The organism is Cellvibrio sp. (assembly GCF_039207905.1).
GTDB lineage: Bacteria > Pseudomonadota > Gammaproteobacteria > Pseudomonadales > Cellvibrionaceae > Cellvibrio.
In genome coordinates, this window is record NZ_JBCECX010000004.1 from 59,367 (window position 1) to 71,629 (window position 12,263).

Consider the following 12,263-nt stretch of genomic DNA (forward strand, 5'->3'; position numbering starts at 1 on the left):
ATCACATTAATTAGCCAGCCGGCCACCTACCACCAGCTTGAAATAAGCACCGCCAATTAAAACCCAAACCAGGACTGTTGCTCCTAAAGCAACATTAAACATCTGTTCTTGATTCATCAGTTCCAGCATTTCAGTGCTCCCATTTTTGCAAATACTTCCATGATTTTGAAATTAAGACATTTGGAAATCATCAGATGTTTATTAAAGCGACTAAATTGATGATTTTTAATGCTTTAAGCGATTGTCTTAGGGTTTTTGCATAGATCGCGCCAACTTTTATTTTTAGGGTTATGTGGCTAATTACTTTTAGTCATAGGCTCATTCAAAATCAGTTGCACAATTTCGCGTTACTCGTTTTTATTAACACATCTTTATAAAAGTTGTGGCTAATTAATTTTATCTGCGCGCTCGCTGATGGCGGGGAATTCGCCTCCATTTTGGTTTATGACGGGCGCAATAAAATATGTTTGGCACCGCACTGAACATTTGTCATTGAAAATTAATACTGCATTCCGTGAGATTCGTCGAAAGAAGTTATTAACGATTCTGATGAAGAAACAAAAATTCTTATTACGGAACGTTCCAGGAGGAATGCATGAAAAAACAACTCATCACTGCCGACGTTGCTTTAGTAAAGAAAGCAGCAATCAATAAGTCGATGCGCTACAACCGTCTCGCTCAGGCGATTGGTCTGGCCGCAGTCGTTGCCAGCCCACTGGCATTTTCCCAAGCTGATGAAACTGCATCAGGTGGTTTCGATTTCCGTGCAGAGCCTCCGCACTGGTATATCGGTGGAAATTATGGTCGTACCGCTGAAGGTGTTGATAACGGTGAAGTTGCCAACACAATTATTGGTGGTGGATTAACTTCTATTGATGAAGATGAAACTGATCGCGGTTATAAATTATTTGTTGGTTATCAGTTCAATCAGTATTTTGCATTGGAAGCTGGTTACGCTGACTTGGGTGATTTCAAATATGAAGTTGCCCGTGCGCCCGGTGCAGGCACTTTAACAGCGGATACCAACTATAAAGGATTTAATTTTGATGCGGTGGGTACTTTGCCCATCACGCCACGTCTGTCTGCGTTTGCCCGTGTAGGTGCATTCCATTACGAGACTGAGCAAAATTTTGTGGGTACCCAAAGTTTGGCGGCGAATTTGAGCCGTGATGATAAAGACACCGGTTATAAATTTGGTGCAGGTCTTGAGTATTCATTTACCGAGCGACTCTCTGCGCGTATTGAAGCCGAGCGCTATCGTATTGAAGATATGGTGGGCGATAACGGCAGTGTGAATCTTTACTCTGTTGGTTTGGTCTACCGCTTTGGTGATCGCCCGGCACCACCGCCACCAAAAGTAGTAGAGCCGGTTGTTGCGCAACAGGAATACTGCAGCAAATTGGATATCCAGTTTGAAATTAATCGCTCGGAAATCCCGCGCTCCGAATCCGAACGTTTGAATGCGGCCGGTGAGTTCCTGAAAAAATACCCTGATACCAAAGCCGTTATTAATGGCTATACCGATAACGTAGGTAGCGATCAATCAAACATTGCGCTCTCACAGCGTCGTGCAGATAGCGTGCTGCAATATTTGGTAGGCCAGCAAATTGATGCATCACGTATTTCTACCGTAGCACGCGGTGAAGCAGATCCTGTAGCAACCAATGAGACTGATGCAGGTAAGCGTGAAAATCGTCGTATCAATACCACTATCGATTGCGTGAAAGATGTCGCCGGTTTGTCATTGCCAGAAACCCGCATCACCGTTGCCGCATTGGTTGAATTTGATGCGAACAGTACAAAAGTCAATGAACAATATCACGCGGATCTGGAAAAAGCGGCAAACTACTTGCGCGATAATCCAAATGTAACTGCTCATGTTGAAGGTCATGCTGCTGATCTTACCTCGACCGAAAAAGCCCAACAAATATCCGAGCGTCGCGCTGCGAACGTAGTGGATTATCTGGTGGAAAAATTCGGTATTGATCGCTCACGCTTGACCGCAGAAGGTTTCGGTAAAACCCGTCGTGTAGCTTACAACACTACCGAAGAAGGTAAACAGCAAAACCGCCGTGTAAATATTGTGTTGAGTTATCCGCGCTAAGCGGAAACACTCACTCCAGGTTGGAAACCAATGCCAGCAGGGATTGCTGGCGACTAATTTATAATATCCCGCCTCGCTACTTCATTGTTCTAATCTGCAATATTCCCCCAAATTTTGATTCCTGCATAATAAGTCATTATCCTACGCGATAACCTTTCCTCTATCGTCAGGAAGGCTTGTTAGGTAATTCAAATTTAAATGGAGTGGATTTATGCGGTCGGCAGGTTTGATGTTTGCTTTATGTCTATTGTCACTAGCGGCGCACGCCGAGGTTTGCAAAATAACGACACCGATCAATATTGATACCTATAAAGCCGCGCAAAGTGACATTCGTGGCACTGGATTTAAAAACAAATAATTGTTGGGTCATTAATCAGGCCGGACTAACGCAGCGACATGGCCCTTATTCAACATTCAAAATTCCCCACACCTTAATTGCGTTGGAAACCGGTGCGGTGAAATCTATCGATGAGCGCTTTGAATGGGATCAGGTAAAACATCCCGCAAAATCTTTCTGGCCGCAAACATGGAAGCAATCGCATACTCTGGCTACCGCATTTAAACATTCAGCCGTTTGGTATTACCAGGATTTGGTGCCGCGTATTGATCCTAAACAATACAAAAAATGGCTCTCCAAATTTCACTACGGCAACCAAACCTTTACCGCTGGCAGCGATGAGTTTTGGTTAAACAGTGAATTGCAGATTTCACCAGAAGAGCAGGTTGCGTTTATTAAATGTGTAGTAACAACCGGTTGCGGTGTTAAGGCTAATAATATCGCTGCCTTTGAATCAGCTGCATTACAAGAAACTAAAAATGCTTTCTCACTATACGCCAAAACCGGCACTGGTCCATTAGACGGGAATAATTTTGATGGCGCGTTTGAAGGTTGGTATGTCGGTTATCTAAAAAGACTCCAACGGCAAAGCAACTACGGCGTTTGCGATTTATATGCAAGCCGAAAGTTTTTCTGCGCTAAAAGATTATCGTAAAGAGTTGTCGTTAAAATTATTGACGGATTTGGGCCGTTGGTAATTGGATTTTCCTGCACCGTAAAATAAAAAGCAGATCTATTTAGATCTGCTTTTTATTTACAACAAGAAATTGCTAGGATTAAAAACTCACACCTGACGAAGGTGTAATAGGTTTGATAGTGCCATCACTATTGAAAAATAATTTTTCAATCGCAACTTGGCGGCGATAAGTTCCGCCACCCTTACCATTACTGATGTGATACACCAGATACCACTGTCCCGCAAATTCAGTAATTGCCGGATGGCTGGTTGGTGCATCCTGTCCTGCAATTGCCGGTAGTTTATCGAGAATGCGACCGCGATAAGTCCAGGGGCCGGTTGGGCTGGTGCCGGTTACATAATCAATCGTTGCCGGGTTAGCGCCAGCGGCATAGACCATGTAATAAGTGCCGTTGCGTTTGGTGAGGAATGGCGCTTCAAAGAAGTCGCGCGGTGTGCGCTCAAGCCAGCTGCCTTTAATGGAGGTCATATTGTCATTAAGTGCAACTGTCACCATGCGCCAGAAGCCGCCGTAAGTTAAATACGCCTGACCGTTATCGTCGATAAACACTGTAGGGTCGATGGTATAAACAGTTTGTCCTGCATCGGTGTAATTAAATGCGTGCATCTCGATAGTGTCATCAACCAGCGGCGCACCAATTGCATCGCGGAATGGGCCGAGTGGGCTATCGCCAACCGCAACACCAATTGCCATTCCGCCACCGCGTTTATTTACTGGTACATACCAATAAAATTTTCCGCCGCGCTCAATCATTTGCCCGGCCCATGCATTTGCATCTGCCCAAGTAAATGTACTCAAGCTCATTACCGGCGCACCGTGATCAGTCCAGTTCACCATATCGTTGGATGAGAGCACATATCAGCTGCGCAATAAGAAACCGTTTGTTCCTTCATCGCGACCGGCAGTGATATAGAACCGGCAGTTGTGAACAAAGGACGCTGGATCAGCAGTAAATATATTCGGCAAGAGTGGATTACTGCCGCGAGTGCCTGCCAATGGCCCGGTGCAATTTCCTGCAGAAGAATTGCTCGATGAACTTGCCATGCTGCTGCGCGAACTGCTGGATGAAGATGCTGGTTGCCCAATCGGCGTTCCTGCAACACGCCACTCCAGAATTCCTGTTGATTGTGTTGTATTTGACATAGATACGCGCAAACGGTTAGTCACAATGCTATTCAACGGTAAATTATTAAATGCATTTTTCGTGAGCGGTACATCACCAATGCTCACCCAATTGCTGCCCGTCCAATATTCGATGTACGCGCGCGTTGGTGTGAGCACACCGCCATTATCATCAAACCAATAAATTTGGGTTTGTGTCAGGCTGTAAGTTTGCGGCCATTCGTATTGCACCCATTGGATGGAATTTGGATTGTTCCAGTTGCCGTAAGCACCTTTGGATTTATCATTTGAATTTGCGGGAATACTGTTGTCATTAACCGCCGCCAAGGTTTCCCACGGAGAAACATACGATGTTGTTGCGGTTGCCAGTGTCGCAATATTATTTGCAATAGGCGTGACGCTGCTGATTGAACTGCTTTGGTTAATACTGCTGGAAATTCGGCTGCTCGCAGCGATAGAACTGGGCGCCAAGCTACTGGAAATCGCACGACTGGAAACACTGTTCGCGCTGGATGCAGCGGCACCACATAAATTTCCACTTAAGCTGGGTGTTTCTACTGCGCCGCCATTAGTGACTGCCTGAAAACCAAATTCAGCAGATTGCCCCGGATTCAATCCACCATTCCAACCCAAATTAGTTGCAGTGTAATTGCCGCTGAGCTGTGCATTCCACGCATTGGTCACGGTATTTTTTGCGTAGGCAAAATTCACTTGCCAGCCGTTGACGCGAGCATTGGTGTCATTGGTAACGCGAATCGCCGCAGTGTAGCCTGCACCCCAACTATTAGTTACGGTGTAAGTACAGCCAGCATGCGCAGCACCACCATAGGTAGCGGCAATTGCGCTTAGCAATATAGCTCCGTGACTGCATTTTTTTAAAAAATGTTGCATAACAAATTCCTCTTGTAAGTTCACTGCCGCGTTTGCAGCAGTGAATTGACGAGCATTTATTTTCAAAGAGCGATTAACGAGCAGCGGTTAATCACGTGGGCGCGCACCAAGGATTTGCACTTGATAATTCAAGCCAATTGATTCCGGGCTAGTCGCTGTGCTTTCAAAGGCGTTGTATAAATAAAGTGATGTGGGCGTGTTGGTGACCACCAAGCTTGACTCTTCACTGGTTGCTAATTGGAAGCTGCCGGTGCCGTTAGGCAGATCCACATAGCGCACGCTGTTGTTCGCGGCTTTAATTGCAACCACAGCAGTGAAACCACTATCGCTCAAACCATTGCCCAGGTTGGTAACCTGAATACTGATTTGACCGGTGCCGGTTGCCGTTAGCGGAATAATATTGCTGCCGGTGTATTGCGGTTTGCGCGCAGCGATAACGTGCCAGGTAGTGGAGTCAATTGCTTCCAAATTGCGATAGGCGCGGGTGCGGAAACTGGCATCGCGTTGTGCGCTCAATACGCGTGCTTGCACTAATGGATGGCCAATATCGCCGTAAGCAATACGTGCGCGGTAACGGCCAACCAGGGTTTGCACAGAAACGGGTTGTACCAAACGCGCAAGGCTATGCAGCGGTGTTTCCTGACCTTGATGCGCGCGAATTAAATTGCGGATTGCATCGCGACCGAGATTGTTATAATTATCCGGATTGTTAGTGAGATAATTCAGAAATGGCCATGCTTCGTATAAATTATCTTTGTGCACAATCGTGCGCCATGAACCTGCATGGAGTGATTCAGTACTAAAGTTAGTGGTGTTGTTGAGCGGACTCATATAAGCATCAGCAAACCATTCCGCAGTGGTTTCCCACCAGGCACCGGTGCGTGCTTTATCAATCCAGATTGCTTCTGCCAGCGTAATTCCATGACCAAATTCGTGGGTGGAAATACTATCGACATTCAGCAAATTGCTGCGCATTACCAGATAACTTAATCCCGCTGTACCGTTGTAACCCATAAAACCGCCGGCATCGATATCGGTCACCGAATAGACGTTGATTTTGAATGAGCCGGGCCTGTTGCTGTGAACCGATTGTGCGGGTGATTTAAAACCGCGATTCGTTACAAAGTAGTCATACACTTTTTCCATATGCGCGAGCATGCGTGTTACATCGGCATCGGAATGTGTGCCCAAATTACCTTTGGGGCCGCGTTTATTATCGGCGCCGTAATACAAGCGGAAACGATTTGAATCTTTGTATACGGCGTTGCCGGTATTAATGCCGTCGTATTCGTATTGATTAGTAATCGGTGTGAAAACTGCGGCAGCTGAACTGCTTGTTGCAGATGATGAAACTGCAACACGCGAACTACTGGAACTGCTAATCAATACACTGCTTGAACTTCTGCTGCTGGAAATTACAGCAGAACTTAGCGATGAGCGACTGCTCGACTCTGCCGAGCTACTGCGTAGTGATGAGGATGTTACTGCAGGAGTTGAAGACGACACAGATGAAGTAACGCCAGATGCGTTACCCGCAACACGCCATTCCAAAATGCCCGTAGATTGAGTGGCATTCAGCATGGATACGCGCAAACGATTAGTGACAATGCCATTCAATGCAAGTGTATTAAATGCATTTTTTACCAACGGCACATTGCCTGCATTTACCCAGGCACTGCCATTCCAATATTCGATATAAGCGCGTGTAGGTGTGAGCACACCGCCGTTATCATCAAACCAATAAATTTGTGTGTTACTGAGTTGATAATTTTGCGGCCAATCGTATTGCACCCATTGGATTGAATTTGGATTATTCCAGTTGCCGTAAGCGCCGGCAGATTTATCATTGGAATTGGCGGGATTACTATTATCGTTAACCGCACGCAGTGTTTCCCACGTGGATACATAAGAAGTAGTTGCTGTCGCTAGTGCAGCAATATTATTTGCCACAGGTGTAACGCTACTTGATGAGCTGCGCACTAGACTGCTTGCGCTGCTGGAAATAACCGGAGTGCTGGATGTTGCCGATGAACCACACAAAGCACCGTTAATATTTGGAACTTCAATTGCACCGCCGTTGGTTACACCTTGCACACCAAATTCAGCCGATTGGCCGGGATTTAATCTGCCATTCCACGCCAGATTTGTTGCCGAATAATCTCCACTTAGTTGCGCATTCCACGCGCTGGTCACGCTATTGCGTGCGTAACTCCAATTGACTTGCCAGCCATTAACCGCAGCGGCTGTATCATTGGTTACGCGAATGGATGCAGTAAAACCTGAGCCCCAACTATTGCTTACTGTGTATGAGCAGGCTGCAGATGCATTGGTTGCCATCAAACTGCTGGCTAAACTTAAGCTGACAATCGCCGCTAGGTTGGATTGTTGAAATTTAAATCTACGCATAAAAAATCCCTCTGAATCCGAATCGAAAGTTCAGATTCAAAAAAATAAATTGATACAAAACTCCAATGGCGTTTTATCGATAACCAAATACATTGGAGAGATGAAAGGAAAGCGCCCGATCACAATAGTGATCGGGCAGAAGATGAATCAATTATTGATAGTGTTTGTCGTAGAGCGTTGCGGTGCCGGTTACGCCTTCAAGTAATTGCAGGCGATAATCGTGTTTGCGGGTGCGGGTTTCTTCACCGTTATAAAGATGATCTACGTTGGAAACCACTGCGACCACTACACCATTTTTCGGCGCTTTGGCGAGATCCAAACAAGCTTCACCGTTGGTAACGGGTTTGCTGTAAACCGCTGAACCGTCAGCTGCGCGATAAGCTAATTGCACGCGCATGTTTTGCCCGATAGGTTGGAAGTTCACGCGTACTTTATTACCGGTGACTTTCAATGGAATCTGGTTTGCACCAGACCAACCCGGCAAGGTAGTTGTGCTTGGAATTAATGTTGTACCTTCTTGCGTTGTAGCTGCGTAGAAAGTTAAACGATGTGCGCCCGGATCTTGCAAAATACCGCCGGGAATTCGCTCGGCATTAATCGTTCTGCCCCAGTTGCTATTGATCGGCCCTTTGAAACCATTTGTCCAAGGCCCGAAATCTACCATCGCCTGACGTGCGCGGAATTCCATAATCATGCGTTGCGTTTGCTCTTCACCAACACCACCGGCGAGTGAGCGCAAAATATGATTGTGTGAACCTTTCGCCCATATCCATGCATTCGCACCTTTGGAAACATGAATGCCGAGGAAGTGCGGGAAGGCCGCGTTGTATTGATTACCGCCGAGGTATTCACGCCAGGTGGAAATTTGTTGGCCATTCACGCGGCGATCAACACCTTCCGCATTTGGTCCACCGAAAGTACCATCTTGCAACCAGCCGCTGTAATTTTCGATTGGCATATGCGGAGCGAGGAATGACGTTGCATCCAAAAATCCTACCCCGTAATTACCGGTGCGCGATGCTTCCAAATTCATCTGCAACCAGGTGTTGCCACCTTCGTTAAACCAGGCCGCTTTGTTGCCGCGCGTTGCCATAATGGTGTGAATAAATTCATGCGTAATACCACCGCGTTCACTCGGTGTGACAACCGGATAGTAAGAGAGCAATACCATCGGATAACCGTTGATACCACTTTGCCATCCGCCTTTTTCGGTGTTGGCGGCGCGATCAGTACACAAGCCTGAACCGTAAAGATAAATATTGCTGAAATATCCTTCGGCTTGCAGCTTATCAACTGGCCAACCCATTACGTTGTGGATGTAATCTGCATCTTCATTGAGATTGGTAAGCACGCGATCAATATCGGCATCGGTAATGGATGGATTGCGATTCGGTCCCCAGATAAATGCAAAGCGGCCTTTGGTTTTTACGCCTGCAATCGTGTTCGCAGGGCAGCCGTTGTAGACCTTGAATTTGCTGGTATCCACTTGACCAAAATCAGTGCGGAAATCGTAATTCAAATCCGGTTCGTATTTAGGGAAATCATATGCGCTGCATTGCGCAGTACTTGGCGCACTGCTTGAGCTGCTGCTCGCTGGCGTGCTACTGGCTGGAGTGCTGCTGCGCACCGACGAACTGCTCAGTGCAATTGAGCTTGCAACGCTGCTTCTTGCTGAAGAGCTTGGTGCAATTGAACTGCTGGAGCGTGAACTGGAAGTAAGTGCAACACTGCTTGGCGATGAACTAATCGCGCCCGCTGCCGCACCGGCGACGCGCCATTCCAAAATGCCGGTTGATTGCGTAGCGTTAAGCATGGATACGCGCAAACGGCTGGTTACAATTCCGTTGAGCGCGAGCGTATTAAATGCATTTTTTACCAGCGGTACATTGCCTGCATTTACCCAGGCATTACCGTTCCAGTATTCGATGTAAGCGCGCGTTGGAGTTAATACGCCGCCGTTATCGTCGAACCAATAAATTTGTGTGCTGCTGAGTGAATAATTTTGCGGCCAATTGTATTGCACCCATTGAATTGAATTCGGGTTGTTCCAATTGCCATAAGCGCCCGCCGATTTATCATTTGAGTTCGCCGGATTGCTATTGTCATTCACCGCACGAATAGTTTCCCACGGAGAAACATAAGATGTTGTTGCTGTTGCAAGCGTTGCAATATTATCAGCGGCGGGTGCTACCGAAGCAGCAGAGCTTGCCCGGCTGGATGTTGTCGGCGTGCTTGACGCTACCGCTGCAGAGCAAAGTGTTCCGGTAATTTGCGGCACTTCAATCGCTCCGCCGTTGGTCGCACCCTGTACGCCGAACTCAGCACTTTGGCCGGGGCGCAAGTTGCCGTTCCAGCCCAAATTTTTTGCGCTGTAATTGCCGCTGAGTTGCGCATTCCACGCATTGCTCACCGTGTTTTTGCTGTAAGTCCAATTGACTTGCCAGCCATTAACGGTCGCGGCGGTATCGTTGGTGACGCGAATGGCAGCAGTAAAACCAGCGCCCCAGGAATTTGTGACGGTATAACTGCACGCCGCAGAAGCGGCCGAGCCCCAAGTCGCCGCCATTAATCCCAGCCCGAGCATAGTTGCCAGGCGATAGCCTTTTAATTTGTGATTCAGCATATGCAGAGTCCTCTAAGCACAATGAATTTATTGTTGTAACGGTTTTAATCCGCTAACCGGACGCAAACAAAACAAGCACCTGCCGTCCGCAATGGAAGCAAGACTAATGTTTCTGGTTAGGGCATTTTTCGTAAGCCATTGCCGGGGCAAACGAGAAAAGAAAAAGTAATGACCGTTTTATTGCGTTACTGCATGCGAGCGGATGTAGAGGGTTGAGTGCATCTGTCTCTTTTTATATGAAATTATTTTTATAAGTAAGGAGCGGGTTGAATGCTATGCCTGAGGTATCCTGTATACAAGAGATTTTGGTGGCATAAATAAGATAATTCGATAAGTATGATTTGATGCCAACTGAAAGGTGATGAATTTGGCGCTACTTATTTGCACCAATGCAAGTTAACGAACAGCAATCAAATGGTAGGGGCGATATTTTCATTAGTGGAAATTACATTTTGAGGAATCACAAATGAAAGCACGTATCACAGTAATCACATTAGGCGTTGATGATTTGGAAAAAGCAGTCGACTTTTATCAACAAGGGCTTGGGCTTTATACCGAGGGCATTGTCGGTAAAGAGTTTGAATACGGAGCCGTCGCATTTTTCGAATTGCAAGCGGGTTTAAAACTGGCCGTCTGGCCACGCAAAAGTATTGCGCATGACTCAGGCATATCTGTATCACCATCAAGTCCAACTGAATTTACTATTGGCCACAACGTAAATTCAAAAGCAGAAGTTGATGCCGTCATGCAACAAGCGCAAACTGCCGGCGCCACTATAATAAAACCCGCCCATGATACTTTCTGGGGCGGCTACTCAGGTTACTTTCAAGATTTGGATAAACACTTGTGGGAAGTGGTGTGGAACCCTCAGCTGTTACCTGAGGACGAATAGCAAAAAATTCGATGAATATATAAGGATAAAAAATGCAAAACACTCACTCTGGTTCCTGCCTCTGCGGCGCAGTTCAATACAAAGTCGATGGTGATTTTGAGCTGTTTTATTTGTGCCACTGCCAGCACTGCCGCAAAGATTCAGGTTCGGCCCACGCCGCTAATTTATTCTCAACCAGTGCGACGCTGACCTGGATCTCAGGCAAAGACAATGTAGTGTTTTTCAATCTCCCCTCAACGCGCCACAGCAGAAGTTTCTGCTCTGTATGCGGCTCGGCCTTGCCCTGTTTGCAAGCCGAAGGAAAACTGTTAGTTGTCCCCGCCGGTAGTTTGGATACCACGCTCCCCAATAAACCTGATGCGCATTTATTTATTGCCAGTAAAGCGAATTGGGATGAGGGTTTGGAGCATTTTCCAAAAATGGAAACTTATCCGTCTTGAGATATTAATTCACTTAAAGACTTGTCAGGCGCACGGATCAATAATTAAGGAGCCACCAATGCACTTGAATCAAAAGCAACGAGGTGTTGCTGTTGGAATGGTTGTGGGGCTTGCGTTTTCTTTTGTTGTTGTGTTTTATGGCGCCCGCGTGTTTATCAATCTTGATGCAGCAGATTGTTTTGCAATCAGCTTTTTGCTTCCGGCAGTTGCCTTGTTTGTGGCAATTGCGCGTTTGGCAAAACATCGTTTTTTTAACGCAGCCGATATTGATGGTAGTGCACTTACTGCCGGAACTGACCAAGCCAGATTATTACAGGCGTTACTGCAAAATACGTTGGAACAATTGGCGTTAGCAATTCCTGTTTATATTGTTGCACTGTTTGGTTCACATGAAAGCGTTCAAGATGCGGTGCCAGTCTGCGCCTGTACATTTTTAGCGGGAAGAGTATTGTTCTTTGTTTCGTATAAAAGAGGCGCTAGCGCTCGTGCGTTTGGATTTGCTATCACCTTTTATCCAACGGTTTTACTTATGGGCTGGCAATTATTGTTGGTGTTTTCTTAGCTATTTTAGGGCGCGAAGGCTAAGTTTACTCAATCTTCTATAGCTGTATTTACTTGGGTAAGCGATTTAATTCCTGTTTTGCATATCCGTGATTTAATATGCAATTAATTAAGGTTGTCTGTGCTGTATAACTCCATGAATAATTTAGAGTGATGATTAAATTGTTGATTTGTAATGAGTTAAAGCGA

At 46.3% G+C, this 12,263-nt stretch carries 10 protein-coding genes; 5 read left to right on the top strand and 5 right to left on the bottom strand.

Features of this window, described 5'->3' with window-relative positions; all coding sequences use genetic code 11:
• Positions 1-6 precede the first annotated feature (6 nt).
• Positions 7-129: a hypothetical protein gene (locus AAGC78_RS03185; RefSeq protein WP_435782586.1), complete on the bottom strand. Its 123-nt coding sequence runs from the start codon at positions 127-129 to the stop codon at positions 7-9.
• A gap of 466 nt (positions 130-595) precedes the next feature.
• Here AAGC78_RS03185 and AAGC78_RS03190 point away from each other — a divergent pair, with 466 nt between their 5' ends.
• Positions 596-2,104 (top strand): OmpA family protein, encoded by a 1,509-nt coding sequence (locus AAGC78_RS03190; RefSeq protein WP_435782587.1) that lies wholly within the window; start codon positions 596-598, stop codon positions 2,102-2,104.
• Positions 2,105-2,436: 332 nt separating this feature from the next.
• The gene (locus AAGC78_RS03195; protein ID WP_435782588.1) at positions 2,437-3,096 is read left to right on the top strand and encodes a penicillin-binding transpeptidase domain-containing protein; all 660 of its coding nucleotides are present in this window, start codon (positions 2,437-2,439) and stop codon (positions 3,094-3,096) included.
• A gap of 121 nt (positions 3,097-3,217) precedes the next feature.
• Here AAGC78_RS03195 and AAGC78_RS03200 read toward each other — a convergent pair whose 3' ends face one another.
• The 4 genes from AAGC78_RS03200 to AAGC78_RS03215 form a co-directional block, all read right to left on the bottom strand.
• Positions 3,218-3,994: a family 43 glycosylhydrolase gene (locus AAGC78_RS03200; protein ID WP_435782589.1), complete on the bottom strand. Its 777-nt coding sequence runs from the start codon at positions 3,992-3,994 to the stop codon at positions 3,218-3,220.
• A gap of 3 nt (positions 3,995-3,997) precedes the next feature.
• Positions 3,998-5,152, bottom strand: a complete 1,155-nt coding sequence (locus tag AAGC78_RS03205) for a cellulose binding domain-containing protein (RefSeq protein ID WP_435782590.1) — start codon at positions 5,150-5,152, stop codon at positions 3,998-4,000.
• An 87-nt stretch (positions 5,153-5,239) separates the two neighbouring features.
• The gene (locus AAGC78_RS03210) at positions 5,240-7,558 is read right to left on the bottom strand and encodes a cellulose binding domain-containing protein (RefSeq protein WP_435782591.1); all 2,319 of its coding nucleotides are present in this window, start codon (positions 7,556-7,558) and stop codon (positions 5,240-5,242) included.
• Between the two features lie 151 nt (positions 7,559-7,709).
• On the bottom strand, positions 7,710-10,181 hold the full coding sequence (locus AAGC78_RS03215; RefSeq protein WP_435782592.1) for a cellulose-binding domain-containing protein: 2,472 nt from the start codon (positions 10,179-10,181) through the stop codon (positions 7,710-7,712).
• 466 nt (positions 10,182-10,647) lie between these two features.
• Here AAGC78_RS03215 and AAGC78_RS03220 point away from each other — a divergent pair, with 466 nt between their 5' ends.
• The 3 genes from AAGC78_RS03220 to AAGC78_RS03230 are packed head-to-tail and all read left to right on the top strand — an operon-like array spanning position 10,648 to position 12,075.
• Positions 10,648-11,073 (top strand): VOC family protein, encoded by a 426-nt coding sequence (locus AAGC78_RS03220; protein ID WP_435782593.1) that lies wholly within the window; start codon positions 10,648-10,650, stop codon positions 11,071-11,073.
• A 32-nt stretch (positions 11,074-11,105) separates the two neighbouring features.
• Positions 11,106-11,513, top strand: a complete 408-nt coding sequence (locus AAGC78_RS03225; protein WP_435782594.1) for a GFA family protein — start codon at positions 11,106-11,108, stop codon at positions 11,511-11,513.
• The gene (locus tag AAGC78_RS03230; protein ID WP_435782595.1) at positions 11,431-12,075 is read left to right on the top strand and encodes an MAPEG family protein; all 645 of its coding nucleotides are present in this window, start codon (positions 11,431-11,433) and stop codon (positions 12,073-12,075) included. The genes AAGC78_RS03225 and AAGC78_RS03230 overlap by 83 nt, the downstream gene beginning before the upstream one ends.
• Positions 12,076-12,263: the final 188 nt, after the last annotated feature.